Raw genomic sequence first — 25,860 nt, 5'->3', positions numbered from 1 at the left:
TTGGGTTTTACAGCAGGTAATCCGGCTGATGCAAGCGGCGTGAGGGGAAAATCACCTAGTCATTAGACGTTAGCGGCAACGGGTGAATTCCTTGTGACAAATTTGCCACAAGAACATCGAACGCTGGAAGCGGCACCAAGCCGCACTCCGTTCACGGGTGCGATTTGCCGAGGCAGGCTGCCACCACGGTCTCCATGGCGGTCGCCGGCCGAGCGGACAGCTGCCGGGCGCAGTGTTTCGCGCGCTCGGCAAACTGCGGGTTATCCGCCATGGTCGCCAGCGCCCGGCCGACGTCTTCCGCCGAGAAGCGCCCGGCGCCCCGGAGTGCCGCCGCGACACCCAGGCGGCCGAGGGCATCCGCGTTCGCGAATTGTTCGAAATGCCGGGGAACAAGCAGTTGCGGCCGCCCGAGCCCAAGGATCGTCTCGGCCGTTCCCACACCGGCATGGTGGATGATGATCGATGATTGCTCAGCCATTGCGCGCATATCCTGTGGCCGATCCCAGACCTTCAGGCCCCGCTCCCGCCACGCTCCGCGCTGGTGCACGGTCGAGTCGCGCAGGAAAACCGACCCCGGCCGACCAGCCGCAACCAAGCCCTCCAGGACGCGGCCGGTATGGGCGAACCCGGCGGACAGATATGCGAAATAGCTGTCCTGCGGGACCCCGACCACGGGACGGGGCGGCGGCGCGATCGGGCCAATTGCCGGCGCCGAGCGCACCGTTCGCCAGGGATCGAGTTCAGGCAACGTGATCACGTAGCGCCGGGTGCCCTCGAACAGCAGGGGGAGCCGGCTTGGAATCGGCCGGCCACGCGCCGACTGCACCTCGCCCACCACCTCCAGCAGTTGGGCTTCCTCGAACGCCGGCCGGGCCTTGCGGAAGGGCAGGAACCGCTCGGTCTCGAACGGCGGCAGCGTGAAGCCGTCGCCAATCGGGATCCAAGGGACTGGCCCGCCGAACAACGCCAGGTTGGCTGTCGGAGCATAGTCGGTCACCACCAGATCTGGTGCCGCCAGTTCGATCAACGCCTGCCACCCCGCGACAAGCGGCGCCAGACGCTCGACGCCCGAGAAACCGACGGCACCGAGGATGTCACCCACGGTTACCGGCTGGGTTCCGTCCGGCCCCCGGATCGGCTCGACCCGAGCCAGAGGTGCCTGCAGGACCTCGAACCCCGCCGACTGGACAGCGCGCCCGGCCAGTTCAAGCTGCCGCACGGCGAATCGGCAGCGCACGCCCTCATCTCGCAGCCGCTCGGCGATCCTGATCAGCCGCGAAACATGGCCAAGCCCGTCACCCAACTCCCACGCAAGAAGGACGGTACGGGTCAACGCGTCTTACCGGCATCGGCGGTCCGTCGGGCCGCGACGGTTTCTCTCAACGCGGCACCGACTCTCTCGAACACACCGTCCCAATCACCAAGGGTGGTCTGCCGGAACAGACGGGCGGTCGGATACCAGGGACTGTCCTCTCGCCCGACCAGCCAACGCCAATCGGCGTTCCGGGAAAGCACCACCCAGACCGGCCTGCCGAGAGCACCGGCAAGATGCGCCACAGAGGTGCAGGTGGTGATCACCAGGTCCAACTGCTCCATGGCGAGCGCGGTATCGCGAAAGCTCGACAACCGCTCATTCAGTCGGACAACCGACTCGGGCGCGTTCGCCACTTCCGGTTCGCGGTCGCCCTTCTGAAGAGAAAAGAACTGGATGCCGTCCTGATCGAACAGCGGCATCCAGGAGTCCAGCTTGGTCGAGCGCGTTCGATCGTTCGGGAACTGAGGGTTACCGCCGAACACGAAGCCGACCTTCAGGCGCTGCGGATCCGCCTCGGGGATCGGAAAGTCATCGCCCGGCGGAACGGCGAGGTAGGGCACCGCGTTCGGGAGACGCTCCAGCGCATCGATCCCAAGCGCCCGGGTCGCCGAGAGCAACGGCAGATGGAAATCCGCCGGCGGTGGCGGTGCGAACCGCGGGATCATCTCGTCGATTCCGGGAAATCCGTCGAGCAGCGACAGTAGATTATCGTGACATTCCAATACGATCCGACCGGTCTTTCCCTTTCGTTCGGCGATCATCGGCACGAACCGCAGGAACTGCAGCACATCTCCGATGCCCTGCTCCGTATGCAGCAGCAGCGTGCGGCCGTCGAACGGCTCGCCATTCCAGAGGGGCTGGGGGAACGATCGACGCTTCGATGGGAAATGCTCGTACTGCCAGCGCCATTCGTACTCGTCGAAGCCGGCCTTGAGCTGACCGTCGCACAGCAAAGCCAGGGACAGGTTCCAGTGCAGTTCGGCATTGGCTGGCCGGCAGGCAATGGCCCGGCGGTAGCTCTTGATCGCGGGCGTCAACAGTTCCTCCGCCCGATAGAGATTGCCGTAGTTGTAGTAGACGCCGCCATCCTCTGGCGCGAGGCACATGGATCGCCGATAAGCCATCCGGGCATCATCGTACCGGCCCATCTTGCGCAGCAAGGCGCCCTGGTTCGACAGAACATAGGGCTTGTAGCCGAGAAGCTCGAGCGAACGCTGGTACAGTTGCAGGGATTCGTCGAACCGCTCGTTCGATTGCAAAAGATTTGCAAGGTTCAGGGCGGCGTCGCCGAATGTGGGGTCGGTGAACAGCGCCTGCCGATACACCCGTTCGGCCCGGTCGCGATTGCCCTTCGCCTCCAGGGCCTTGGCAAGCGCGATGCGGTAGGTGCGACGAAACGGGTTCAGGTTGACCGCCGCGTCATAGGCCTCAATGGCCCGGTCCGTATTGCCCTGCTGCTCCTGGGCCGCGCCCAGAAGTCCATAGAGATCGTCATTCCCCGGCGCGCGCGCTAGGCCGCGCGTCGCCAGTTGTTCGCATTCGCGACCCCGGCCCAACCGAAGCGCAAGCCGGGCCGCCACGGCGAGCAGCGCCGAATCGGCGTTGGCACCAGCCTTTGCCATGGCTTGGCGAACGTCCTCGGCGGCTCCCTTCAGGTTGCCACTGTCGAGCCTCGCCGACGCGCGGTGACGCAACAGAACCGGATCACCGGGGGTCCGACTCAACGCCTGCTCGATCTGTTCGAGGCTGGGCGGCTTTCGCGGGTCAAAACGTATCGTCGGAGCTGTTGCGATCATTCCGACGCCCCCTTGTCGATTCCCACTGTCACGACACCATACTTCGCCAACCAGCCAATGCTGCGGACGACCCGGACACGCCGGCTCATCTCGAACGCCAGCGCACACGCTTTCACCGTCCGACCGCCATCGCGGATCATTTCGACCAACGACCCGATCTCATCGTCGTTGAGGAGTGCGTTCGCGGCGTACACGTTGGCTGGCATGGCCATGATGTCTTCCAGGCCCGGTCCCAGCGGGTCCATGCGCACGGTCACGTCGTTGGACAAGCCGGCCCCGACGTGCCCCCCGAATACGTCAAACGGATCGGTGAGCCGAGGCGTCCGCGCCTGCCACCGTGGCGGCGCGACTTCCGTGTCGGTTCGCCGGCGTTCGGCCAGTTCCGACCAGAGTTCCTGATAGGCGGGCACAATCACCGACCAGTCGTACACCGACTGCGCCCGCTTGCGACCGGCCTCCCCCATACGCCGCCGTCGCTCGGGGTCCCGCACCAGGGTCTCCAGAGCGTCCGCAAACGCCGGAACATCAACTGCGGTCATCTGGCTGGCGTAGCCGATGTAGAGGTCGTAGTTGATGTTCTCCAATGTGTACGCGTCGGCAATCGCCGCGCCGATCCCGCCCGGCGGCATCCATGTGGGGATGCGAATCCCTGTTTCACCGTCGATGACGGTATCCCGGTAGCCGTCCCAGTCGCTGACCAGACAGGGCAGCCCCGCGGCCATTGCTTCAACCGGGGTGATCCCGAAGCTCTCCTGGATATTGTCCGACAACGACACGAATACATCCGCCGCCGCCCAGCTTGCGTTGGCCAATTTGCGGTCGGAACCGTCCAGGAAATGCACCGAAACATCCGGACAAAAGCGGGCGGCTCCGTCCCGGTAGCCCTCTTCCGCAGCCTGACCGGGAAACTGGCCGGTCTGCACCAGATGGATACGGCCATGCCCGGAACCCAGGCGTCGGGCGGCCCTTTGTGCCCCAAGGTACATCGGAACGGGGTGGGCTTTCGCGTGGTAGGCGAGTCGACCGAAGAACAGGAGAACGGTATCGGCATCGCCGGCGCCGATACGGCCGCGCAGTTCGGCCCGCGCCGCCTGGTCACGGCCAAGTCTGCCGAACCTGTCGGTGTCAACGCCCAGCGGAATCACCGGCGTCTGAACCGGGCTGGACGGGCGCGCACCAACTCGCGCCAGCATGTAGTCAGCGTAGTGTTCCTGTTGCCGCAACACCGCCTTGCGCGCGGCCTGTGACGTGCAGATCAGCGCATCCCAGGACTGCACCGGACCGATCAGCAGTTCGCATAACGCGTTCATCACCTGAATGCTGGAGATCGTATGCGTGATGCCACACAGGCTGTAGGCGCGCTGATCGGAGGTCCGGCGGGCCTCGGCGAACCTCGACAGACGGGGATCCGGAATGAACAGGGTCCCGACCGAGGCGATGCGTCGCAAAGCCCGCGTGGTCAGAACCTCGACCTTGCGTCGCGTCGGGATTGGATGCCGGGCGACGATGTCCTCGATCTGACGCTGGAACGCGGGCGCGTCGGAGTCGCGAAAACCGACACCAACGTAGCGGTCCACGTCCGCGTACCGGACGAAGCCCTCCAGGAAGCTGGCGCCGGCAATGTGCCGGCCCATGACCTGTTTCTGGTCTGCGTTGTAGGAGGCCGGTTCGAACATGATCGCGGCGTTGCTGCCGGGGCTCACGACGAGGACCCTTGCGTTGTCGCGGCATCGAGCAGCGCCACCGCCTTGTCGAACTCGTCGAGGATGGCGTCCGTGCGATCCGGCCGCCAGACAAACCGGCACAGCGGGGTCGCATGCGGGAAGTCGCCGTTCGGTTCGACCGCGAGCAGCTGCGCCATCCGTTGCACGCCGCCCTGTCCGACCACGCTCGGCAGCTTGTCCACGGGCAGGAAGCACAGCAGGCGCGAGCCCGTCATGAAGTAGTTCAGGAATGCCGGCCCGCCATTGTCGGCAAAGTTCAGGTAGGCGCGCCGGAACAGCGCGACCCGAAGTTCGAGATCGACCGCGCCGATCCCGAACACCGGCAGGTCCTCGAACATCGTCGTCTCGAGCCCGGCCGTCACCAGGTCGGTATCCGGGACGATCACCGGGTCGTAGCCGCGGGCCCGAACCTCACGGGCCGCCGTCAGCCACTCGTCGATTCGGGAGTTCCGGGTCGCCTCGGTTTGCGACGACCGAAGGGTGAACACCACCGGCCGGCCACCCGGCGCGCGGCGCCCCAGCCATTCGTCGACCTTGCGCAGCGCCGCAGTTGGCGCGTGAAACACATCCAGTTCGACACCGGTCGGCTTCAGGCTGAACAGCTGGTACAGCATGAAGGCGTGATTCGGCGCCTCGACCTTGTAGTTCGGTGGAAAGATCTGCTGCGGATGCAGCGACGTCATCAGCCGTGCCAGGTCCACCCGGCGCTCGACGAAACTGATGCCGACGCAGTTCTTGGCAATCGCGGCGTGCGGCATCAGAACATGACGCACCCGCCACATCTTCTCGTCGCGGTCGAGCGCCTTGTCCTTCGGTGTCTGATCGCGGAAGCCGGTGCCGTCGCCGAGCACGAGGATGACGTGATATCCGGCGAATCCCGAACGCAGCGCCCAGATGTGTGCGAAAACGAAAAAGTTCATCACGTCGAAGGTGATAGGCGAGCGTCCGAGATCGTAGATCGCGTACAGGCTCGGTCGATTCGGGTCCGCGTTGGTCATGGTCAGGATCAGGCCGCCAGGGTCAGTTCGGGTTCAGCCATTCGCTTTCGAAGATCTCGTTCCTGGCCGGCATCTCGGACTCGAAGAAGCGTTGATAGTCTCGGGCCGCGCGCTCGTAAAGCTCGCCCGACTGCGCCCTCAGACGGCCGGCGGCCAGAATGAACAGCTTGCGCAGATAGCGCCGCACCGCCGGCTCGTCGCCGGTCGGGCGCCAGCCGGATGCGTGAAGTCGCTCCAGACAGACCACCGCGTAGTCGGGCATGCCGTTGCGCAGCGCGAACACCGCCAGCTTGAGCAGCCCGGCCGCCGCGTCTTCGCCGCCCCAAGCCTCGACTGACGGAACCTTGCGCACGAACACCGCATCGCAACCGCAGAGCGCGCCGAAGTTTCCGTCGACGGTCAGGTAGCTCAGCGGTTGGCCGCGGCCGTCATAGTCGAGGCGCATCAGCCGGAAACCGAGGCTATCGATCAGATGGGAGAAGATCGCCGACGCGGTCTGGGTTTCGAAGGAATCGTCGAACTGCACCTCGACCCGCAACGCCAGGACCCGGTCCAGCGCCTGGACCGCACCCTGCATCACCGCCAGCTCGTGCCCCTCGACATCGATCTTCAGGAAGTCGGCGCGGGACCGCGAGGCCGCCAGATGCGCGTCGATCGTGGTGGCCGGTACGGTGATCGTGCCCTCCACCGTTCCCTCGTCGGGCCGCACGTCTCCGAACCAAAGACTGTCCGGGTTCGGCTTGGTCGCGCCGACATAGCCGCGATGGGCCGTGATGAACAACTCGAGGCTGCTGTCGGGCACCGCGCCAAGCGCTTCGGCCAGCACCACGACGTCCTTGCGGGCGGCGTACTTCGTCGTCAGGCGAGCCGCCTCGACCGGCTCCGGCTCGAACATCCGGTAGTCGAGCGGTGCCTCATACCCACGCCAGGACGGATGCAGTCCGTACCGGCCGCCGGCGTCCAGTACCACGGTGGTCCAGAGGTCAGGCGCCGCCGGTACGTCGGTCTTGGTCATGATGGGTTCCTCGGCTCCGCAGCGGAAAACGTCAGCGCACGCGCTCGATGGTCGGATGGCGGGGGTCCGTGGACCACACCGTCCCCTTGAACCCGTCCTCCGCCAATTTGGCGGTAATGGCCGCCTGATGGTGATAGGCACCGACGAAGACGTGGTCGAGACCGGCGAGCAGTTCGTCACTGCGCGGGTGAATGGTCGCGGTCCCGCCCTGCCCGTAGGCCAGGCGGCCAGCGTAGTCCGGGTTGTCATCGACGAACCGGGCCGGCGCGGCACCGGGCGCGAACAGGTTGAAGAACGTCACGCCCTGCGAGGTCGCCCCATAGATCGCGGTCCGGCCGGGATCGCCGTCGAACCCGGCCAGGAACGCCTCGTGCACCCCGCGCCGGGTGACGACGCCGGCGATCCGGCTGGGTTCCGGGTTGCGATCCGGCAGATCCGGCCGACCGGGCTGGGCCAGGATGCCGACGTCGTGGCCCTGCAGGATGTCGTGGGTTCCCGTTACCGCCAATCCGGCGTCGGCCAGCAGCCGTCGTCGGGTCGCGTCATCAAGATAGTGCAGGTGCTGTACGTGCACCTCCATGTAGGCGCCGGTTCGCGCGATGAATTCCAGGGTCGGGACTTCGATATAGGCGAAGCCATCCTGGTTGACCGCCGCTCCCAACGCCCGCACGAAGGGCCGCACATCGGCGATGTGCTCGACCACCTGCCGGCAGATCACCCCGTCGAACGTCTCGTCGAGCGTGCCGGGCCCGAAGAAGTCATTGACCACGCGGATGCGGTCGGCCTGATCGCCGAGCAGGGACTGCAGTTCGTCGTTCGGCTCGACCACCGTGACGTCGGCGCCGAGATCGGCAAGCAACCGCGCCAGGCTGCCGGTACCACCGCCGACCTCCAGGATGCGTTTGCCGACCAGTCGATCGCGCCCGAGAAATTCCAGCAACGTGTCGTAGCGCTTGTGCATGTCGGCCGAGACCGGCCGGTTCGTAGCGGTCTGCCGCCGGTAGATCTCGGAAATCGTCTCCGGAGCCAGCTCCCGATTGAAGACGTGCCCGCAGGCCTCGCACTGCCGCAGCCGAACCGGCGCGAACCGGTCGGTCAGCGTCGGATCCGCGACGACCCAGAACATCTGGGCCTGGGTTTCGTAAACTACGCGGGCCCCGGCAGCCTCGCACAAGGGGCAGACATCGGTGGTCGTGTCGGTCATCGGGCGGCACGCTCCTTCCGCCAGTCCATCCAGCGGCGCCCGTGCTATAGGGGAGGAAGCCGCCTCCGATCAAGGCAATCCCATGCAAAGCGCCGGAACCCCCACGCAGAATCTCCATGTCGCGGTCACCGGCGCCGGCGGTTTCCTGGGCGGCAGGATCGCGTCGGCGCTCGCGAGCGCCGGCTTGCAGGTCACCGGGCTCGGCCGATCATCTCCGCGCGGGCTCGCCGATGGCGTGACGGCTCGCGCCTGGGACGGCCGGCGACCGCCGCCGGCCGACCTGCGGGTCGACGCCGTGATCGACTGCGCAGCCGTCATTCCCGCGCGCGAAACCAATCCCGACCGGCTGGTCGACACCAACTTGGCCCTGGCCCGCGGCGCGATCCGCCTGGCAGAGCGCTCCGCCGCACCGATCATCTACATGTCGTCGCAGTCGGCAATCGGCCGACCCGACACCGACGTGATCGATGACACCACGCCGGCGGCGCCGGACACCCCATACGGGCGATCGAAACTGGCTGCCGAACACCTGCTGGCCGATGTCGGCGATCGTGCGGCTGTCGTAGCGCTGCGCCTGCCGGCGGTCATCGGGCCGGGCTGCCACGACAATTTCCCGGCCATGGTCGCCGCCCGATTGGCGACAGGCGAGACGATCACGGTCTTCAATCCCGACGGGCTCTACAACGCCGTGGTCCATGCCGACACCGTCGCGGCCTTCGTCCTGCACATCCTGCTGAACCCGCCGTCCGGCGTGCACGTCGTCTCCCTGGCCTCGCGCCCGCCGATCCCGATCCGCGACGCGGTCGAAGCCCTTGCCGCCGGCTTCGGAACACCGGTCCGGCTGGACATTCGGGCGGCCGAGCATCGCTCGCCGGTCATCGACCCGTCCGGCGCCGAATCGCTTGGCTTCCGGCCCGACGACACAGCCGAGGTCCTGGCCCGATTCGGCAGGGAAGCGGCGTTACGCATTGCGACCCCGCCGCCGCCGCGATAAGAGTGCGGACCTTCCAGAAGTGAACCAGACGTGAACAGCGGTAAGAGGGCGCGGCGATGAGCGGCACGAACATGGGCGTCGACAACAAGTTTCCCGGCAAGGATCTGACCGAGGACGACCTCCAGAACAAGATTCCGCTGGTCGCCAAGAAACGCCCGGACCACCGCACGACCTTCACCTGCGGCGGTGTCGAGTTCGGCGGCAAGCTGGTCCCGGTCATGGCCGGGCCGAACACCTGCGAGAACGAGGAGATGATCGTCCGCACGGCGCTGGCCATCAAGAAGTCCGGTGCGCACTTCCTGCGGGCCGGCGCCTTCAAGCCGTTGTCGTTCCCGTACCGCTCGGCGAAGTTCTTCGAGACCCGCGAGCAGGGACTGGCGTGGCTCCAGGTCGCCAAGAAGGAAAGCGGCCTGCCGATCGTCACCGAGGTCATGGAGATCTCGAAGATCGACGTGGTGGCGCAGAACTGCGACATGCTGCAGATCGGCACCCGCAACATGCAGAACTACCCGCTGCTGACCGAGGTCGGGAAGACCGGCATGCCGGTCATGCTGAAGCGCGGCTACGGTGCGTCCCTGCGCGACTGGCTGATGGCGGCCGAGTACATCGCGCTGGAGCATGACCGGTTGAACCAGCCGGTGCAGATCGTGCTGTGCGAGCGCGGCGTGGTGGCACCGCATACCCACCGGGCGACCTCGCGCTTCATGCTCGACCTGCAGGTCATCCCCGCCGCCCAGGAACTCACCCACCTGCCGATCATGTCGGACCCCAGCCACGCCACATTCTGGCAGCCCTGGGTCAAGTCGATGATGCTGGCTTCGATCGCGGCCGGCGCCGACGCACTGATGCTGGAGGTTCACCCGGATCCGGTGAACGCGGCGGTCGATCCGCTGCAGTGCTCCAGCTTCGAGCAGTTCGACGACATCATGAAGGCGTGCCGCAAGGTGGCGCAGGCCATCGACCGGACGGTCGACGCCTGATCATGGCGGGTGCAGCCGCCTTCCCCGGCCCGATCGGCAATCCGGTCACGATTGCGACCGAACGCTATGCCGCGATTCTCGGAGCGACGCCGTCGAAGGGCGCCCGCTCGCCGACGTTGTGGAACGCCGCGTTCAAAGCGGCCGGGATCGACGCCGTCATGCATCCGATGGATGTCACCGCCGCCGACCTGCCGGCGGTGGTCGCGGCGCTGAAGGCTGATCCCCGCTTCGTCGGCGGTGCCGTCGCCGTGCCGCACAAGCAGGCGCTGGTTGGTCTGCTGGACCGGATCGAACCGGAGGCGCAGCGGATCGGCGCCGTCAACGCGATCTACCGGGACGGGGACGCCCTGGTCGGCGCCAACACCGATGGGGCCGGCGCCTTGTCGCAGATCGAGGAACTGGTCGGCGGCGCGCACGCCCTGCAGACCCGGCGGGCTCTGGTGGTCGGCCTGGGCGGTGCGGGGCTCGCGATGGCCGCGTTCCTTGCCGGCCGGGTCACCGAACTGACCGTGGCGAACCGGACCCGGGCAACCGCGGACGCGGTCGCAGCCAAGCTGGGGGCCATGGCCGCCGATTTCCCGGTCGGCGCCGACGTCCTCAGCAAGATCGATCTGGTCGTGAACGCGACCACCATCGGGCACAAGGACGGACCGGCCGGATCGCCGATTGCCGAGGCCGACCTCGCGGTCCTGCCGGCGTCGGCGGCGGTGTACGATGCGATCTATCAACCCGATGCGACCCCGCTGCTGACGATGGCGGCCGCCCGCGGCCTGCAGACCCGCAACGGTCTCGGCATGAACCTGGATCAGGCGGTGATTGCGTTCGGCAAGGCTGTGCCCGGCGCGCTTGGCATGGACGCCGTACGGGCGGCGATGCGGGCGGCTTGACGAGACAACATACCATGCGCCGCATTCTTCTGACGGCCGACGCGCCGGAACTGACCGTCGAGACCGTCGACGAGGCGACCCGCGCCCCGCTCGCCGAAGTCGCAGCCCGCTACCACGTGGTGATCCCGGCCGACCACCTGACCGAACCGCCAATGCTGTCCGAAGGCATCCGCGCCGCTTTCCTGTGCAAGGACCTGGATGCCTTCGACCGGTTGCGCCGCATGGCCCTGCCGGGCGACCTGCTGTTCAAGCCGTCGCCGGTCGCGCGTCTCGACCTGCTGCGGCGGGGACGGCGGACTCTGGTCGCCGCCCGCCCGATCACGGCGGGCAGCCTTTTGGAACAGGCGGACCTTGCCGAGGTTATCGGCGGCACCGGTCTCGGCGCAGACCATCGCCTGTCCATTCTGGGCCGGCGGACGCTGTACGCCCTGGCCGAGGGTACGGCGATCGACTTCGGCATGATCTCGGAAGACCCCGTCGACGCGGGTTCCGCTGAGGAGAACCGGTCATGATCAGTGTGGTGCTCAGGGCCAAGAACGAGCGTGCCTGGATCGGTCGCTGCCTGACCGCGATCCGGCGCCAGCGTCTGCCGGACATCGACGTGGTGCTGGTCGACAACGACTCCACCGACGGCACGGTCGAAGTCGCAGCCGCCTACGGCGCGACCCTGACCAACATCACCCGGGAGGAGTTCTCCTACGGCCGCGCGCTGAACATCGGGATCGATGCGGCGAAGCACGACGTCGTGGTGCTTCTGTCCTCGCACTGCGTCCCGGTCGACGAGTTGTGGGCGGATTACGCCTATGCCCATCTCGGTCCGGAGGGGGATGAACGAGTGTGCGGCGTCTACGGCCGCCAGGAGCCGATGCCCGATACCAGCGCGATCGATCGCCGCGACCTGTGGACGACCTTCCGCGACGAACGGGTCCGCCAGCGCGTCGACTATTTCTTCCACAACGCCAACTCGGCGATCCGAAAGTCGATCTGGCGGGACGAGCCGTTCGACGAGAAGATCCGGGGCGTCGAGGATCGCGAGTGGGGCAAGCGCATGATCGCAGCTGGCTATGACATCGTCTACGAGCCCGGGATGCGCGCCTACCACCAGCACGGCATCCATCAGGGCCGTGACGAGGGCCGTGCCAAGCGCGTCGCGGAAGTGATCGAGATCATCCGGTCGGGAGGTCCGCTGTGAGCGCACCGCTGGTCATCATCCCGGTCCTGTCGGCCGCCCGCAGCACACCACGGCTGATGGCTCCGATCCGTGGCCGCTCCAGCCTTCAGCGCACGCTGGACTCCGCCTCGGTCGACCTGCCGGACTCGCCGATCGTCGTCACCACCGACGACGCCGGCATCCGTGCCGTCGTCGAGGGTTTCGGCGGCAATGTCGTCGCACACGCCCGCACTGCCGAGAGCTATGTCGCCGCCCTGGCGGAGGTCACCCGCGGGTACAGCGCCGAGATCGTCGTGGTGCTCGAGCCGACCCACCCCTTCCGTCCGCAAGGCCTGGTTCGGCGCACCGCCGACAATCTGGCGGCCCGCGACCATCTCGACAGCGTGGTCTGCGTTCGCCGCTTCACCGCCAATCTGTGGCGCCATACCCCGGACGGCGAGATCCTGGCGCTGTCGGAAGGCGGTGACGCCCGGGACGGCGTGTATTTCCAGGAGATGGTCGGCCTTGCCCTGGCGGCGCGGCCGGGCCTGTTCGAAAGCGGCCGTCGTCTGGGCGACGCCGTCGGCTTCGAAGTCGTCGACCAGACCTGGGCGCTGGTCGACGTGCGCGACGATACGGGCTTCGCGGTCGCCGAGGCGCTGGCCGACCGCCTGCCGCAACTGGAGGAAGCAAGCGCATGACCACGCAGAGTCCGGATGCCGCAAATCGGGTGATCGCCATCATCCCGGCACGCGGCGGCTCCAAGGGGCTGCCGGGCAAGAACGTCCGGATGATCGGCGGCAAGCCGCTGATCGCGCACTCGGTGCATCATGCGATCGAGTCGGGTGCCTGCGACCGGGTGCTGGTCACGACCGACGACGAAGAGATCCGCGCGGCCGCCGAGGCGGCTGGCGCCTGGACACCGTTCATGCGCGATTCCGGCCTGGCCGAGGACCTGACGCCGACCGAGCCGGTGCTGAAGGACGCACTGGAACGCGCCGAGGCGATCGACGGCGGCTTCGGCATCGTGGTGTTCCTGCAGCCGACCGACATCTTCCGAAAGCCGCAATGGATCGCTGATGCCGTCGGCATCCTGAAGGCGCGGCCGGAGATCGACTGCGCGTTCGTTGCCAACAAGACCCACAAGAACTTCTGGCACCAGGCCGAGGACGGTACCTGGAAGCGGGTGTTCGACTGGATGGCGGTGTACGGCCCGCGCCAGACCCGCACCCCGCTGTTCCGCGAGGACACCGGCATCGCCTCCGCCCTGCGTGCCGACCTGATCCGTCAGGGCCGACGCACCGGCGACAACGCCGAGGTCATCGAGATCAACGACACGGCGTCCGGAATCGACATACACGACGCTTTCGACTTCTATCTGGCGGAGAAGGCCCTGGAATGGTTCGCGGCGCACGGCAAGCCATGAAGCAGACCGACGGCCAGCGCGGCACCGCCGTCCGTGACGGCGTGCACGCCGCCTTCTCCACACCACTTCTGGTCAAGCGCTACGGCGATGACGACGGCCTGAACGCGAAGCTGCTGGAGCACATCCTCGCCCGGGAGGCCAAGGAGGCGACCCGGGGGATGAGCAATGTCGGTGGCTGGCATTCGCCGGCCGACCTGCTCGGGTCCTCCGATCCGGCGATCCATGAGCTGCGCAAGCGTGTCGCCAACTGCATCCGGAAAATCGTCCTCAACAACCGGTTCTCGGCGCTTGCGCTCGAGCGGTCGATGCACATCTCCGCCTGGGCGAACGTGGCTCGCGACGGCGCGTACAACGCCGTCCACAATCACACGCCCGCGGTGTTCTCCGGCGTCTACTACGTCAGCACCGGCGAGCCGGCGCCGAAAGACAGCCGCGAGGGGCTGATCGAGTTCATCGATCCGCGCCCGGGCCCGCACGGCGGAACGTTGCCGACCCACGCGTTCAACGCCCCGCTGATCGTCGATCCTGAGCCCGGCATGATGCTGGTGTTTCCCGGCTGGCTGCTGCATTACGTTCATCCCTACCGGGGGACGGCGCCGCGTGTTTCAGTCGCCTTCAATCTTTGGCTGGACCGCGACACGGGTCGTTCCTGACACGGCCGTGCAGACCCCGCATCACCCGACGCTGGTGCACGCCATCGGATGGTTCGACGGCCGATACGGCTACAACGTCCACACCCGGGGAGTGTTCGACGCCCTCTCGCGACGCCTTCCGGTGGTCGCGACCCCGATCCACATGAAGTCCGGCCCAGTCGCCGAGGACAAGGCAGCGGTCGCATCTCACTTCGCCGACCGCCCGGTCGCGACGATCGCCTTGATGTATGGCAGCCTGATGGGTGTGCTCGACGGAGCGGTCGGGGCGAAAATCGCCTACACCGTCTGGGAGTCGACCCGGTTGCCCGATGACTGGTTCGTTCCTCTCGCCGCCGCCGACCGGATCTGGACCGCAACGGCCTGGGGCAAGCGAGTGTTCGCGGCCAACGGCTTCGACCCCGATCGCATCGACGTGGTGCCGGAGGGCGTCGACCCCACGCTGTTCCACCCGGACGTCGTGCCGACCGGTGCGTTTGCGGCCAAGCCCTTCAAGTTTCTGGCGATCGGACGCTGGGAGCGCCGCAAGGGCATGGCCGAACTGGTTCAGGCCTTCGACCGGGAGTTCGGCGACCGCGACGACGTGATCCTGGTTCTCGCCGGTCTGTACGCCGGACGGCAGGATCTCGATCTCGGGAACGAACTGCGTGCGTTGCGCCTGCGCCGGCCGGACCGGCTGAAGATCGTGCCGCCCGTCGATACCCACAGAACCTTTGCCGGCATCTACACGGCGTGCGACGCCTTCGTGGCCCCCGCCCGGGCCGAAGGCTGGGGCCTGCCAGTCATCGAGGCGATGGCCTGCGGGCTTCCGACCATCGTTACCGGATACAGCGGACCGACCGAGTTCATCGGCGAACACGCCTGGCGGATCGACCATCGCTTGGTTCCGGTCGACGAGCCGTTCTTCGAGCGCGCCGACGGCGATCTCGGGCTCTGGGCGGAGCCGGACTGGGCGCATCTGCGGTCCCTGATGCGTGAGGTTTTCGAACACCGTGGCCGCGCCCGCGAGCGTGGTCGTGCCGGGTCCGAGCATGTCCGGCGCAACTTCTCCTGGGACCGGGCCGCGGCGGTGGCACAGGAACGCCTGCAGACCCTGTTCGACCACGGGTAGCCCCTGCAGGACCGGTGTGGCCGGCGGCGCGCCGTGCTTGCCCGATCGGCCAGAATCAGGTGTGTTCAACGCCCAGTGCCCGTCCCAATCGACCGACAGAGTGACGATGCCCACCGCCCGCATTGCCGATCCCTACGGAAGTTCGCCGCCCGCACCGGAAGACTCGGACCACGTGGCGTTGCGCCTCGGCGCCATGTCCATCGAAGGCACGCCGTTCCCGCACGCGCTGGTCAGGGACTTCCTGCCGGATCGATTGTTCGCAGCGCTGCGCGCAACGTTTCCCGTCTCGGTCGACAGCTTGCAGTCGGTGAAGCAGCGCCGCGGCGGCGACCAGTACTCGGACTCCCGGTTCTCGTACACGTTGCCGATGCCGTTCGATCACAATGCCACGACACTGGCCGAACCGATCGTCAGGCTGCAGCGCCTGTTGTGTTCCGAGCGCATCGTTGCGGCGCTGCTGCGGGCGTTCGCCGGCACCGTGAACCCCAGCCTGGCGCGTCAGTACAAGCGCACCGCGCAACCGCGCATTGGCATCGGGATGGCGGTGGAACTGATCTATGACCGCTCAGGCTTCGAACTGGTCCCGCACACCGATGGCGCACGAAAACTGGTGACCGGCCTGCTCTACGTTGCCGATCCCGACGATCCAGCCACCCTTGGCACCCAACTCTACGCTCCCCGCCAGCCGGGCATGATCAGCAACGGGCAGGCCCCGATTGCGAAGGATCTGCTTCAACCGGTGACGCGTGCGCCCTACGAACCGAACCTGTTCCTGTGCTTCGGGCGCTCTGACCAGTCGTTCCACGGCGTCGAGGCGACGACCTCGGACCGGCCGCGACGACTGGTCCAGTACTCGATCTTCCTCGCGTGACGCCGCGGACGATCAGGGCCGGGTAAAGATGATGTTGCCGGTGTGCTTGACCCCGGTGGTCTTGGCATACACCGCCTTCTCCAGGGCCTCGTCCTTGGTGAATCCGTAGTCGACCAGCTGATCGACTACCGCTCTGTGATCCGGCTCCATGATCGACAGCTCGATCAGGACGCTCTTCAGGCGCTCGTCGGACAGGAGCCGGGCCGCGCCGCGAACGATTGCCGGCTCGATCCCGTCGACGTCGATCTTCACATGCGATGGGCAAGGCAGGCCCGCCTCGTAGACCAGATGGTCGAGCGTCGTGGTCACGATGCCCTGCGCGGTACCCCCGGTGTGCCGGGTACCGACCTGATGTCCGCTGGCACCGATCGCGACCCTGCCGACGCGCAGTGTATCGAAGCCGCACTTGTCTGAAACGCCGGTGCAGAACGCCCGGCATCGGTCTGTCAGTTCGTTCGCCCGCAGATTCGAGTTGAGGGTCGCGTAGTTGCTCGACTCCGGCTCGAACGCAAAGACATTGGCATTGCGCGTCAGGCCCGCCCAGAGGGTGTACAAGCCAATGTTCGCCCCGACGTCAAACAGCACGCCGTTTTCCGGAATGCCCGCAATCCAGTTGATTGTCTCGGGCTCCTTGTCGAAATAGGTGAATGCCCGCCAGACACAGAACTGCGACGGCGTGACCAGTCTGACCGTGTTCGGGCCGTTGTGGATCTTCAGTACGGGGAGCGCTTTCTCGTAGCTCTGCGCCCGCTTGTACGCCGCTACCTTGCGTGGATCGTCGCGAAAATCCGTCACGCCGCACCCGCCCTGCTAGCAGCGCGGGCATACCCCAGTTCGTCCATCAGCGGTCCGGCGATCGTCTCGAATGCTTCCACTTCAGCCTCGCTCAATGTATCGGCCCAACCGCCCACCTCGCCGCGCCGATAGTGCGAGGCCGCGTCCACCTGACCACGCTGGCGGCCGCCCGACAGCGCCTCGAAACTGGCGGCGTCGAGCGCGGCCCGCACCGTCTCCGGTTCACTGTCGGCTCCGACGAACGCGAACAGCCGCGCCGCTTCGGTCTCCGGATCGGCGTGCATCGTCTCATAGCGCACCTCGTGATATGCCTTGTCCTGGCCCAGTGCTCTCGCCGCACGGATCCGGTTGGTCCACCCCTCGGCATACGCTCGCATGTAGTCGGCCCGGGTCATGTCGTTCGGCAGCTTCGAGCGGAACCGGATGAAGGCCGACAAACCGCCATCCCGCCCGTCGCGGATGACATTGACGAACCGCGCTGCCGGAAAGACCGCCCAGATCTCCTTCATGTGCATGATGTTGTCCGGCGTCTTTTCGCCGACGGCCGCCAGTTCGGTGGCAGAACGGCCGTCCAGGTTCTCGCGGACAAGTGCCGCGAATGCCATCTGGACCATCGGGCCAAGTTGCGGTCCACGAGGTCCGCGCACCGTCGGTGCCCAGGTATCGCGGCCCTCGGCCCGGCGCTTGCGGTATCCGGCGGCGGCCGACACCAGCGCCGGCACCATGTCGTTCATGAAATGCGACTCGCCCATGCACATGACCCGGGGATGGGCGTTGAGGAGTTGCTGTACCCAGGTCGTCCCGGACCGCGGGAGTCCACCGACGAAAAACACCGGCAGCGCCCCGATCGCCCGCCACTCTGCATTCAGGTTCCGAATCATCCAGTCCTCCGAAGCCAGACCCGAAGCCCGACCTGCGCCGTCTGTCTACGTGCGACCGGACGGCAGGGGCAAGCCCAATGCGCTCTTCGGCACTGTTTGCGCGGCGAAGCACGCGGCACGACCGTCGTCGGGAACCGGTGACCGGTTACCGCGTTTTGTGTGTGCAGGCCCGATTGCGGAAGCGTGAACTGGGCCCCAACGTTCTCAGGAGGCGAACCGTGAAACGAGTGATGATCCCTGTGGCCCTGGCCGGCGTACTGACGCTTGGCGCTTGCTCGGGCATGAACGATACCCAGCAGCGCACCCTGTCGGGCGGCGCCATCGGCGCCGGTATCGGCGGCGTGGCCGGCGCCCTCACCGGCGGCTGTATCTCCTGTGGCGCGGTGATCGGCGGCGCGGCTGGTGCTGCCGGCGGCTACATCTACGACCAGACGAAGAAATAGCCGTTCGCTTCCTTCTTCATTCTCCGAACCTCCCATCCTCAGCCCGCCAACCGGCGGGCTCCTTTTTTGCTGTTGAGTCCGCCCGAGCCCAGCCGGCAATCCATCGGCTATCAAACCTGGACATGTCCGACCGCGGATCGTCCAGCGGCGTTCGGCCCGTCATCTCGGTTCGGAAGAACTCTGCGATCTCGGTTCCGTCGAGACACCAGAGCCGGTCGCAATCGGGCAGCGCATCGACCTGTGTGAGGCGCCTACCAATCCAGCGCCTATCGAAGAGGTCGATACGCGCAAGGAGTTGCCGCACCCCTGCAAAACGCGAAAGGCCCGCTCGCCGGACATCGGCGAGCGGGCCCATCGTTACAGGTGTTTAGCGGGCTCAGCCGCCGGGGGTCAGACGCATGACATCACGCTTGGTCTCATACACCGACGCGTCGTAGGCGATCGCCGCCTCGAGCTGCTGTTGCGTGTAGGGCGTCGCAACGTAGAGCTTGCCGGAAGTATCCTGGTACACGTCGAGCCGGTCGAGGCCGATGGCCACCGGCTTCGCGCCAAGCCCGAGAAAACCGCCGACATCGACGATCGCCGCGTCCAGCCGGCCGTCGGCTGCCGCCACGGTCTCCCCGACCACGCCGACCTCGTTCCACGACCGGTCATAAACCTTGGCCCCGGCCATCTGCTCGGCGCTGATCGATCCGACCGCCACCTTGGTCTTGTCGGCGAGGAACGCCGCCCGGTCGGCCGGCTTCTTGCCGTTCACCAAGTCGGTTGCCTTATCCGTCAGATCCTTGGTGGTCGAACTGATCGCCGACCCAACCGCAGCCGCGCCGGCACCGGCCTGGGCGCCGAGGCTGGCGCTCGCCGACTTGCCGTCATACGTCGGGGCTACTTCGAGCTCCTGCTTGGTCAGCGCGGAGACCAGCCTGACACCGTCACCGGTCTTCTGCATGGTCAGGCGCTTGAAATCGATCGCCACTTCCTTCTCGCCGATCCCGATGAAACCACCGGCCCCGACGATCACGGCCCGGACCGAACCGTCCTCGCCGATCACCACATCATTGACGTTGCCGATTGCCTGAGCGTCGGCGGCCGCGGACGTGTAGACGGTCTTGCCCATGAGATTCGACGCCAGGTAGCCGGTGGCGCTGGCATTGTCGATCGTCGTCACGTTGGTCACGCCTACCGAGGCGCCCGCAGCCGAAGCGTGGTTCGCTGCGACGACCATCGGGCCTGCCATCAGTGCGGCCAGCGCCGTTGTTGCAAGTAGATTGCGCATTCATCCCTCCAAGGATTGATCATTTCGCCGCCCCCTATGATCTATCAACGGATTCGCGCGGGGTTCGTTCCCTGGATCGTAAAACTCTCTTGTTCTAATAAAATCCGTAAAGAATCAGAATTTTAAAAATGAAAAGGGGCCCGCCGAACCTCGGCGAGCCCCACGATTACCAGTTTCAGGAGTTGGTTACTGCTTCACCACGGAAGAGGTCTGCTTGACGGTGACCTCTTTCTTGGTCTGTCCGGTCGCAACGACCACCACGCGGCGGTTCTGCTCCTCCTTGACGCCGTCGCCGGTCTGGACCGCCGGGTCGTTCTCGCCCTTGGCCTGAAGCTTCAGGTCCTTGACCTCGCCGACCGTCATGCCCTGCTTCACCAGCTCGGCACGGACGTTCTCGGCGCGGCGCTCCGACAGCTTGGCGTTGTAGTCCGCGGGACCCGAGGTGTCGGCATGACCCTCGATGTACAGCACGACCGGCTCGATCTTCCGCATCTCGGACAGGAACACATCCAGCTCGCGCTTCTGGTCCGGACGGATGTTGTCCTTGTCCCAGTCGAAGTACACGGTGTCGCGGGCGATCTCTTCCTGCACCGTCTCATAGGTCACGTTCGACGGCTGCATGGCGGCCTTCAGGGCTTCCATCGCCATCAGGTAGGCGGTCTGGCAGGCAGCGATGTGGTCGAACTGGTGACCCTCTTCCTCCTGCTCGGCCCAGCAATCGAACTTGGCCTGGGCAACGCCCGCCTCGACCGGAGCGATCGTCCGGCCAGTCTGCAGCGTGCTCACCAGATCGGCGCGTGCGGTTTCCAGTTCGGCAAGCTTGGCCGGATTGGCGATGCTCCGATTGGCCAGCTCGACCGGCATCGGAACGTCACCGGAGCCGGCGCGCAGGCTCTTCGAGGCAAAGAACTCGGCGTCAGGCCAGTCCTCCATCTCGTCGGCCTCGAACAGGGACAGGTCCCGGTATTCGCGCGCCAACGTCTGCTCGAAGCTGTCACCGGATGGGCTGGTCGCCCGCACCCGCTCAACATCCGGGAACAGCGGGAGCAGGGTAGCGGCCTGGGCACCGCCGGCGAAAGCGCCGATAGCCAGGGTTACAGGCAGGGCATACAAAAGAGTCTTGCGCATCGTCAGTCCTTTCGAATGTGTCGATCGTCGGGGCCGAGTCCAGGCGCTCAACGCGCACGGCTCCTGGCTGTCAGCACGACGCCGACACACAGGGCCGCCGCACCGCCGGCCAGTTGCCAGATCGTGCGATCCGGATAGCTGCCGGTGAGCGCCTCAGAGATCTGCCCAAGGGGCGCCTCCGTTGCGTTCAGCCCGAAACCGACAAGGACGGCCCCGGCCGCGACGAGAGCGATTCCGACAAGTTGTTGGGGGTTCATCCTGTTCTCCCCTGGAAGTCTTGCCGACCACGGTCGGGCGGTTCGCCCCCCGTCCGGGTCATGGCATCAACGGCGCAAACACACAGCGGTTCCACAGCCGGTCACAGGTGACCCGCGAGGCACCTCAATACCGTCAAGCGTCGAGATGCCCCATTGACTAAGCGGCCCCGGATCGAGAACCCTGCACCCGGCTTCCTGCCTCTCCCGCACCGCAACAACGGCTTCCCGATGACCTTCTCCAGCACCGCCCCGCGACTCGCCGTCGACGTCGGAGGCACCTTTACCGATGTCGCCCTGGAAATCGGGAGCCGACGGGTCACCGCGAAGGTCCTGACGACGCCCCAGGCACCCGAGGACGGCGTGCTCGCCGGTGTCGACAAGGCTGTGGCGGAAGCCGGGGTCGACCCGAAGAGCGTCGGGCTGATCATCCACGGCACCACCCTGGCGACCAACGCGCTGATCGAGCGCAAGGGTGCGAAGACCGCGCTGATCACCACCGCCGGGCACCGCGACAGCGTGGAGATGGCCCAGGAGAACCGGTTCGAGCAGTACGACATCGGCATCGACCGCCCGCCGCCGCTGGTGCCGCGCTACCTGCGCTGGTCGGTGAAAGAGCGGCTGAACTACAAGGGCGAGGTATTGATCCCGCTCGACGAGGACTCAGTGCGCGCGCTGGTCGACCAGATCGCCGCGGACAAGGTCGAGGCGGTCGCGATCGGCCTGCTGCACTCCTACGCCAACGGCGCGCACGAGCGGCGTGTCGCCGAGATCCTGGCGGAGGCCCGCCCGGATCTGGCGATCACCCTGTCCAGCGAGGCATGCCCGGAGATCCGCGAGTACGAACGGCAGTCGACCGCCTGCGCCAACGCCTACGTCCAGCCGAAGATGGCCCGCTACCTGACCGAACTGGGCGAGCGGATGCGGGCCAAGGGCTACGGCTGCCCGTTCCTGCTGATGACCTCGGGGGGTGGACTGACCACCCTGGAGACGGCGATCCGGTTCCCGATCCGTCTCGTCGAATCCGGTCCGGCGGGCGGCGCCATCCTGGCATCCGAAATCGCCAAGGAATGCGACCTGAAGGACGTGCTGTCCTACGACATGGGCGGCACGACCGCGAAGATCTGCCTCATCGACGACTTCGCGCCCCTGTCGACCCGCACTTTCGAGGTGGCCCGGGTCTACCGCAACCTGAAGGGCAGCGGCCTGCCGGTTCGCATTCCGGCAATCGAGATGGTCGAGATCGGCGCCGGCGGCGGCTCGATCGCCCATGTCGACGCCATGGGCCGCCTGATGGTCGGGCCGGAGAGCGCCTCGTCCGAACCGGGTCCCGCCTGCTACGGCCGCGGCGGCGAGGAGCCGACCGTCACTGACGGCGACGTGGTCCTGGGCAAGATCGACCCCGCGCGCTTTGCCGGCGGAGACGTGAAACTGGACGTCGAGGCCGCCACCCGGGCGCTCGACGCCAAGGTCGGCAAGCCGATGGGTCTGGAAGGACGGCTGACCGCCTTCGCGCTCGCCGAGATCGTCGACGAGAACATGGCCAACGCCGCCCGCGTGCACGCCATCGAATGGGGCAAGGACATCACCGCCCGGTCGATGATCGCGTTCGGGGGTGCCGCACCGCTGCACGCCGCCCGTCTTGCCGAGAAGCTGGGAATCGACACCGTCGTCGTCCCGACCGGCGCCGGCGTCGGCTCGGCCATCGGCTTCCTGCGGGCGCCGATCTCCTATGAGGTTGTGCGCAGCCGCTACCTGCCGCTGTCGGCATTCGACGCGGAGGAGGTCAACACGCTGCTGGCCGAGATGGGTGACGAGGCCCGTACCATCGTGGTCGCCGGCGCCGGATCCGAGGGGTTGAGCGAGAGCCGCGTCGCGTTCATGCGCTATGTCGGCCAGGGGCATGAGATCAGCGTGCCGCTGCCGAACGGAAAACTGACCCCCGCCGACGCCGCGCGCATCCGGCAAGCCTTCGAGGCCGAGTACATTCATCTGTACGGCCGGATCATCCCGGGTCAGGAGCCCGAGATCCTGAGCTGGACCGTCACGGTGTCGGCACCGATCGCCGCCGGAACGGCGCCAGCCGCGGTCACCGGCAGCGCAGCGGCACCCAAGCCGATCGACACCCGCAGCGTTTTCGATCCGGAGCGCGAGGAGAGCCTCGACTACGCGATCTACGCCCGCGACGACCTGGCGCCGGGTGCTGTGCTGCACGGCCCCGCGCTGATCGTCGAGGACCAGACCACCACCGTCGTCACCTCGACCTTCGACGTCTCGGTGAACCCGCTCGGCTACCTGATGCTGACCGCCAAGCGCGGCACCGGCGCCTGAGGAGATCGACATGACCACCAACCGCACCGCCCTCGACCAGATCCACATGCAGATCCAGTGGAACCGGTTGCTCTCGGTCGTCGAGGAGCAGGCTCAGACCCTGGTCCGCACCGCGTTCTCGACCTCGGCACGCGAGGCCGGGGACATCTCGGCCGGCGTGTTCGACGTCCAGGGCCGGATGCTGGCCCAGGCCGTCACCGGCACGCCGGGCCACGTCAACGCCATGGCGGCCTCCGTCGGGTTCTTCCTGGAGACCTTCCCGATCGAGACCATGGCCGAGGGTGACGTCTTCATCACCAACGACCCCTGGAAGGGCACCGGCCACCTCAACGACTTCACGGTCGTCACACCGACCTTCCTGGACGGCAGGCCGGTAGGACTGTTCGCCTGCACCACCCACGTGGTCGATGTCGGTGGACGCGGCTTCGGCCCGGACGGCCGGCAGGTTTACGAGGAAGGCATCAACATCCCGATCATGCGGCTCGCCACCGCCGGCACGGTCGACCGCAGCCTGCTGCACGTGCTGGCGGTGAACGTCCGCAACCCGGTCGAGGTCGAGGGCGACATCTACTCGCTGATGGCCTGCAACGAGGTCGGGGGGCGCCGCCTCGTCGACATGATGCGCGAGTTCGGCCTCAGCACCCTCGACGAACTCGGCCGGCACATCATCGACAGCAGCCGCGCCGGCATGCTGGAGGAGATCGGCAAGCTGCCGAAGGGCAGCTGGACCAACGCCATGCGGGTCGACGGCTTCGAGAAGGAGCTGGACCTGGTGGCCACCCTGACCGTGACCGACGACGGCATCGCGGTCGACTTCGCCGGCACCTCCGGGGCGTCGTCCTACGGCATCAACGTGCCGCTGACCTACACCCAGGCCTACGCCAGCTTCGGCGTTCGCTGCGTGATCGGCGGTGCCGTGCCGAACAACGCCGGCTCACTGGGCGCGGTGCGGGTAACCGCGCCCGAGGGCAGCGTCCTGAACGCCCTGCATCCCGCGGCGGTCGCCGCCCGTCACGTCACCGGCCAGATGCTGCCCGACGTGGTGCTGGGCTGCCTGAACCAGATCATCCCCGACCGGGTGCCAGCCGAGGGCACCAGCTGCCTTTGGAATCCAGTGCTGCTGGGCGGCCAGGGCGTCGCTGACGGCGACTACGGCAAGAGCCGGCCGTTCGCCATGAACACCTTCCACGCCGGCGGGACGGGCGCCCGGCCCGGCAAGGATGGGCTGAACGCCACCGCCTTCCCGTCCGGGGTGCGCAACACACCGGTCGAGGTGAACGAGACGATCGCCCCGCTGATCTTCTGGCGGAAGGAATACCGCACCGACTCCGGCGGTCCCGGCGCCCACCGCGGCGGCGTCGGCCAGATCATGGAGATCGCCCATGCCGACGGCGCGCCGTTCGCCATGAACTGCATGTTCGACCGGGTGATCCACGCGCCGCGCGGCCGCAATGGCGGAAGCGACGGCATGGTCGGCAAGCTGACGCTGGGGTCCGGCCCGTCGTTCAAGGGCAAGGGTCGCCAGACCATCCCGGCCGGCGACCGCATCGCCATCGAGATGCCCGGCGGCGGCGGCCTCGGCGACCCCAAGACGCGCGACCGCGCCCAACTGGCCATCGACGTCCGTGACGGCTTCGTCAGCGCCGAGCAGGCAAAGGCGGTGTACGGCTGGAACGGTGCCGCGAGGTCGGCGGGCGACGACTGAGGGTCGGCGTCAACGCGTCGCGAGCAGCAGGGCGACACCGGCAACGGTAACCGCCACGCCAAGCGCGACGCGTCCTCCGATCCGGGCCGAGCGCAGCAGGATCGCACCGAACGCCAGGGTTGCCAGCGGATAGCTCGCGACCAGCGGGGCCACCAGCGCCACCGGTCCACGCGCCAGCGCGGCGTACATCGTCACCACGGCGGCGCCGTTGCACAGCCCGACCGCGGCAAACCACAGGCAGCCCGACCGGCTTGCGCGGATCACCGCAACCTCGCCGCGCGCGGTCACCGTGACCAGCATCACCGCCGCCGATACCAGATACCCAATGGTTGCGGCGGCGAACGGATCCGCCCAGGTCTCGAAGCCGATCTTGACGACCGGCTGCACCGCTCCGCGGATCAGCGCCGCCGCGAGCGGCAGCAGCATCGCGGTCCAGGCGGCGACACCAAGGCTTCCGGATGACCCGAGCACCAAGGTGGTTGCCCCCGCCAGGACGACCACGATGCCGACCGCCTGCCAAGGGCCCGGTACTTCGCCCAGCAAGATGGCTGCCAACAGGACCGCAAACAGCGGCGCCAGGTTGCCGAGGGCGCCGGCGACATGCGGGCCGAGTCGCTGGTTGGCGCGAAATGTCAGCATCGTCACGGTCGCCGGGAACAAGCTGCCGACCGCGGCGAACACCAGCACCGCCGGCACGGCCGCCGCCGTCCAGTCGACCAGCAGCGGCGATGCGGCCACGAACGTCGCCGCGGTGGTCGTCACGCTGATCGCGGCCCCCGGCACCGGTGCCGCATGGCGCAGGCCGAACTGGGTCAGCACCAGCGCCAGCCCGAAGAACCCGGCGGCACCAAGCGCCAGAACGGCCGCCTCACCCTGCATTACGATCCCCGAGGTTGGATGCGATCACGGCAGTGTATCGCGCGACGGAT

25 protein-coding genes are annotated in these 25,860 nt (G+C 67.0%); 13 read left to right on the top strand and 12 right to left on the bottom strand.

The window, feature by feature from the left end; all coding sequences use genetic code 11:
- Nucleotides 1–151: 151 nt before the first annotated feature.
- The 6 genes from RIC54_RS07775 to RIC54_RS07750 all read right to left on the bottom strand — a co-directional run bounded on the left by RIC54_RS07775 (nucleotide 152) and on the right by RIC54_RS07750 (nucleotide 8,052).
- Nucleotides 152–1,333: a glycosyltransferase gene (locus RIC54_RS07775; protein WP_350086371.1), complete on the bottom strand. Its 1,182-nt coding sequence runs from the start codon at nucleotides 1,331–1,333 to the stop codon at nucleotides 152–154.
- The gene (locus tag RIC54_RS07770) at nucleotides 1,330–3,039 is read right to left on the bottom strand and encodes a tetratricopeptide repeat protein (protein WP_502989652.1); all 1,710 of its coding nucleotides are present in this window, start codon (nucleotides 3,037–3,039) and stop codon (nucleotides 1,330–1,332) included. Before RIC54_RS07770 ends, RIC54_RS07775 begins: the two co-directional genes overlap by 4 nt.
- Nucleotides 3,040–3,107: 68 nt before the next feature.
- A complete protein-coding gene (locus RIC54_RS07765) occupies nucleotides 3,108–4,814 on the bottom strand; it encodes a glycosyltransferase family 4 protein (RefSeq protein ID WP_350086365.1) in 1,707 nt (568 codons plus the stop codon).
- Complete coding sequence (locus RIC54_RS07760) at nucleotides 4,811–5,833, bottom strand: hypothetical protein (protein WP_350086362.1); 1,023 nt, start codon at nucleotides 5,831–5,833, stop codon at nucleotides 4,811–4,813. Before RIC54_RS07760 ends, RIC54_RS07765 begins: the two co-directional genes overlap by 4 nt.
- Before the next feature lie 22 nt (nucleotides 5,834–5,855).
- A complete protein-coding gene (locus tag RIC54_RS07755) occupies nucleotides 5,856–6,848 on the bottom strand; it encodes an FkbM family methyltransferase (RefSeq protein ID WP_350086359.1) in 993 nt (330 codons plus the stop codon).
- A 31-nt stretch (nucleotides 6,849–6,879) separates the two neighbouring features.
- Complete coding sequence (locus RIC54_RS07750; protein ID WP_350086356.1) at nucleotides 6,880–8,052, bottom strand: class I SAM-dependent methyltransferase; 1,173 nt, start codon at nucleotides 8,050–8,052, stop codon at nucleotides 6,880–6,882.
- 82 nt (nucleotides 8,053–8,134) lie between these two features.
- Between RIC54_RS07750 and RIC54_RS07745 the strand changes: the two genes are divergently transcribed.
- The 10 genes from RIC54_RS07745 (at nucleotide 8,135) to RIC54_RS07700 (ending at nucleotide 16,121) form a co-directional block, all read left to right on the top strand.
- Complete coding sequence (locus RIC54_RS07745) at nucleotides 8,135–9,046, top strand: NAD-dependent epimerase/dehydratase family protein (RefSeq protein WP_350086353.1); 912 nt, start codon at nucleotides 8,135–8,137, stop codon at nucleotides 9,044–9,046.
- A gap of 56 nt (nucleotides 9,047–9,102) precedes the next feature.
- On the top strand, nucleotides 9,103–10,026 hold the full coding sequence (locus RIC54_RS07740; protein WP_350086350.1) for an N-acetylneuraminate synthase family protein: 924 nt from the start codon (nucleotides 9,103–9,105) through the stop codon (nucleotides 10,024–10,026).
- A 2-nt stretch (nucleotides 10,027–10,028) separates the two neighbouring features.
- Nucleotides 10,029–10,913: a shikimate dehydrogenase family protein gene (locus tag RIC54_RS07735; protein WP_350086347.1), complete on the top strand. Its 885-nt coding sequence runs from the start codon at nucleotides 10,029–10,031 to the stop codon at nucleotides 10,911–10,913.
- Nucleotides 10,914–10,927: 14 nt separating this feature from the next.
- Complete coding sequence (locus RIC54_RS07730; protein ID WP_350086344.1) at nucleotides 10,928–11,425, top strand: hypothetical protein; 498 nt, start codon at nucleotides 10,928–10,930, stop codon at nucleotides 11,423–11,425.
- The gene (locus RIC54_RS07725; RefSeq protein ID WP_350086341.1) at nucleotides 11,422–12,105 is read left to right on the top strand and encodes a glycosyltransferase family 2 protein; all 684 of its coding nucleotides are present in this window, start codon (nucleotides 11,422–11,424) and stop codon (nucleotides 12,103–12,105) included. The genes RIC54_RS07730 and RIC54_RS07725 overlap by 4 nt, the downstream gene beginning before the upstream one ends.
- Nucleotides 12,102–12,764 (top strand): hypothetical protein, encoded by a 663-nt coding sequence (locus tag RIC54_RS07720; protein ID WP_350086338.1) that lies wholly within the window; start codon nucleotides 12,102–12,104, stop codon nucleotides 12,762–12,764. The genes RIC54_RS07725 and RIC54_RS07720 overlap by 4 nt, the downstream gene beginning before the upstream one ends.
- The gene (locus RIC54_RS07715) at nucleotides 12,761–13,489 is read left to right on the top strand and encodes an acylneuraminate cytidylyltransferase family protein (RefSeq protein ID WP_350086335.1); all 729 of its coding nucleotides are present in this window, start codon (nucleotides 12,761–12,763) and stop codon (nucleotides 13,487–13,489) included. Before RIC54_RS07720 ends, RIC54_RS07715 begins: the two co-directional genes overlap by 4 nt.
- The gene (locus tag RIC54_RS07710) at nucleotides 13,486–14,142 is read left to right on the top strand and encodes a TIGR02466 family protein (RefSeq protein WP_350086332.1); all 657 of its coding nucleotides are present in this window, start codon (nucleotides 13,486–13,488) and stop codon (nucleotides 14,140–14,142) included. The genes RIC54_RS07715 and RIC54_RS07710 overlap by 4 nt, the downstream gene beginning before the upstream one ends.
- Nucleotides 14,143–14,149: 7 nt before the next feature.
- Nucleotides 14,150–15,250 (top strand): glycosyltransferase family 4 protein, encoded by a 1,101-nt coding sequence (locus RIC54_RS07705; protein ID WP_350086329.1) that lies wholly within the window; start codon nucleotides 14,150–14,152, stop codon nucleotides 15,248–15,250.
- 106 nt (nucleotides 15,251–15,356) lie between these two features.
- Complete coding sequence (locus tag RIC54_RS07700) at nucleotides 15,357–16,121, top strand: hypothetical protein (protein WP_350086326.1); 765 nt, start codon at nucleotides 15,357–15,359, stop codon at nucleotides 16,119–16,121.
- 12 nt (nucleotides 16,122–16,133) lie between these two features.
- On the opposite strand, the gene RIC54_RS07695 is transcribed toward RIC54_RS07700, so the two are convergent.
- Complete coding sequence (locus tag RIC54_RS07695; protein WP_350086323.1) at nucleotides 16,134–16,916, bottom strand: FkbM family methyltransferase; 783 nt, start codon at nucleotides 16,914–16,916, stop codon at nucleotides 16,134–16,136.
- Entirely contained in the window at nucleotides 16,913–17,797 is an 885-nt protein-coding gene (locus RIC54_RS07690; protein ID WP_350086320.1) for a sulfotransferase, read from the bottom strand. The genes RIC54_RS07695 and RIC54_RS07690 overlap by 4 nt, the downstream gene beginning before the upstream one ends.
- Before the next feature lie 218 nt (nucleotides 17,798–18,015).
- Between RIC54_RS07690 and RIC54_RS07685 the strand changes: the two genes are divergently transcribed.
- A complete protein-coding gene (locus tag RIC54_RS07685) occupies nucleotides 18,016–18,240 on the top strand; it encodes a YMGG-like glycine zipper-containing protein (RefSeq protein WP_350086317.1) in 225 nt (74 codons plus the stop codon).
- Nucleotides 18,241–18,616: 376 nt separating this feature from the next.
- Here the strand turns inward: RIC54_RS07685 and RIC54_RS07680 are convergent, their stop codons facing one another.
- From RIC54_RS07680 to RIC54_RS07670, 3 genes are all read right to left on the bottom strand, one after another.
- The gene (locus tag RIC54_RS07680) at nucleotides 18,617–19,513 is read right to left on the bottom strand and encodes a PRC-barrel domain-containing protein (RefSeq protein ID WP_350086314.1); all 897 of its coding nucleotides are present in this window, start codon (nucleotides 19,511–19,513) and stop codon (nucleotides 18,617–18,619) included.
- A gap of 186 nt (nucleotides 19,514–19,699) precedes the next feature.
- Nucleotides 19,700–20,641 carry an OmpA family protein gene (locus tag RIC54_RS07675; protein ID WP_350086311.1) on the bottom strand — a complete coding sequence of 314 codons (942 nt, stop codon included), beginning with the start codon at nucleotides 20,639–20,641 and terminating at the stop codon, nucleotides 19,700–19,702.
- A 47-nt stretch (nucleotides 20,642–20,688) separates the two neighbouring features.
- Nucleotides 20,689–20,898, bottom strand: coding sequence for a DUF3185 family protein (locus tag RIC54_RS07670; RefSeq protein WP_350086308.1), 210 nt, complete (start codon nucleotides 20,896–20,898; stop codon nucleotides 20,689–20,691).
- A 153-nt stretch (nucleotides 20,899–21,051) separates the two neighbouring features.
- On the opposite strand from RIC54_RS07670, the gene RIC54_RS07665 reads away from it, so the two are divergent.
- Both RIC54_RS07665 and RIC54_RS07660 read left to right on the top strand, forming a co-directional pair.
- The gene (locus RIC54_RS07665) at nucleotides 21,052–23,226 is read left to right on the top strand and encodes a hydantoinase/oxoprolinase family protein (protein ID WP_350086305.1); all 2,175 of its coding nucleotides are present in this window, start codon (nucleotides 21,052–21,054) and stop codon (nucleotides 23,224–23,226) included.
- 10 nt (nucleotides 23,227–23,236) lie between these two features.
- Nucleotides 23,237–24,931, top strand: a complete 1,695-nt coding sequence (locus RIC54_RS07660; protein ID WP_350086302.1) for a hydantoinase B/oxoprolinase family protein — start codon at nucleotides 23,237–23,239, stop codon at nucleotides 24,929–24,931.
- A gap of 9 nt (nucleotides 24,932–24,940) precedes the next feature.
- On the opposite strand, the gene RIC54_RS07655 is transcribed toward RIC54_RS07660, so the two are convergent.
- A complete protein-coding gene (locus tag RIC54_RS07655; protein ID WP_350086299.1) occupies nucleotides 24,941–25,810 on the bottom strand; it encodes an EamA family transporter in 870 nt (289 codons plus the stop codon).
- Between the last annotated feature and the right edge of the window lie 50 nt (nucleotides 25,811–25,860).

The sequence above is a fragment of the Thalassobaculum sp. genome (genome assembly GCF_040219215.1).
GTDB lineage: Bacteria > Pseudomonadota > Alphaproteobacteria > Thalassobaculales > Thalassobaculaceae > Thalassobaculum_A.
Note: the sequence above shows the minus strand (reverse complement) of the source record. Positions and strands in the feature narration are given on the sequence as shown.

Excerpts from the sequence above, each read along its gene's own strand:
- RIC54_RS07760 (WP_350086362.1), bottom strand. The coding sequence starts at position 5,833 with ATGACCAACGCGGACCCGAATCGACCGAGCCTGTACGCGATCTACGAT.
- RIC54_RS07710 (WP_350086332.1), top strand. The coding sequence starts at position 13,486 with ATGAAGCAGACCGACGGCCAGCGCGGCACCGCCGTCCGTGACGGCGTG.
- RIC54_RS07690 (WP_350086320.1), bottom strand. The coding sequence starts at position 17,797 with ATGATTCGGAACCTGAATGCAGAGTGGCGGGCGATCGGGGCGCTGCCG.
- RIC54_RS07715 (WP_350086335.1), top strand. The coding sequence starts at position 12,761 with ATGACCACGCAGAGTCCGGATGCCGCAAATCGGGTGATCGCCATCATC.
- RIC54_RS07730 (WP_350086344.1), top strand. The coding sequence starts at position 10,928 with ATGCGCCGCATTCTTCTGACGGCCGACGCGCCGGAACTGACCGTCGAG.
- RIC54_RS07725 (WP_350086341.1), top strand. The coding sequence starts at position 11,422 with ATGATCAGTGTGGTGCTCAGGGCCAAGAACGAGCGTGCCTGGATCGGT.
- RIC54_RS07750 (WP_350086356.1), bottom strand. The coding sequence starts at position 8,052 with ATGACCGACACGACCACCGATGTCTGCCCCTTGTGCGAGGCTGCCGGG.
- RIC54_RS07740 (WP_350086350.1), top strand. The coding sequence starts at position 9,103 with ATGAGCGGCACGAACATGGGCGTCGACAACAAGTTTCCCGGCAAGGAT.
- RIC54_RS07675 (WP_350086311.1), bottom strand. The coding sequence starts at position 20,641 with ATGCGCAAGACTCTTTTGTATGCCCTGCCTGTAACCCTGGCTATCGGC.
- RIC54_RS07680 (WP_350086314.1), bottom strand. The coding sequence starts at position 19,513 with ATGCGCAATCTACTTGCAACAACGGCGCTGGCCGCACTGATGGCAGGC.
- RIC54_RS07670 (WP_350086308.1), bottom strand. The coding sequence starts at position 20,898 with ATGAACCCCCAACAACTTGTCGGAATCGCTCTCGTCGCGGCCGGGGCC.
- RIC54_RS07745 (WP_350086353.1), top strand. The coding sequence starts at position 8,135 with ATGCAAAGCGCCGGAACCCCCACGCAGAATCTCCATGTCGCGGTCACC.
- RIC54_RS07660 (WP_350086302.1), top strand. The coding sequence starts at position 23,237 with ATGACCACCAACCGCACCGCCCTCGACCAGATCCACATGCAGATCCAG.
- RIC54_RS07655 (WP_350086299.1), bottom strand. The coding sequence starts at position 25,810 with ATGCAGGGTGAGGCGGCCGTTCTGGCGCTTGGTGCCGCCGGGTTCTTC.
- RIC54_RS07755 (WP_350086359.1), bottom strand. The coding sequence starts at position 6,848 with ATGACCAAGACCGACGTACCGGCGGCGCCTGACCTCTGGACCACCGTG.
- RIC54_RS07700 (WP_350086326.1), top strand. The coding sequence starts at position 15,357 with ATGCCCACCGCCCGCATTGCCGATCCCTACGGAAGTTCGCCGCCCGCA.
- RIC54_RS07735 (WP_350086347.1), top strand. The coding sequence starts at position 10,029 with ATGGCGGGTGCAGCCGCCTTCCCCGGCCCGATCGGCAATCCGGTCACG.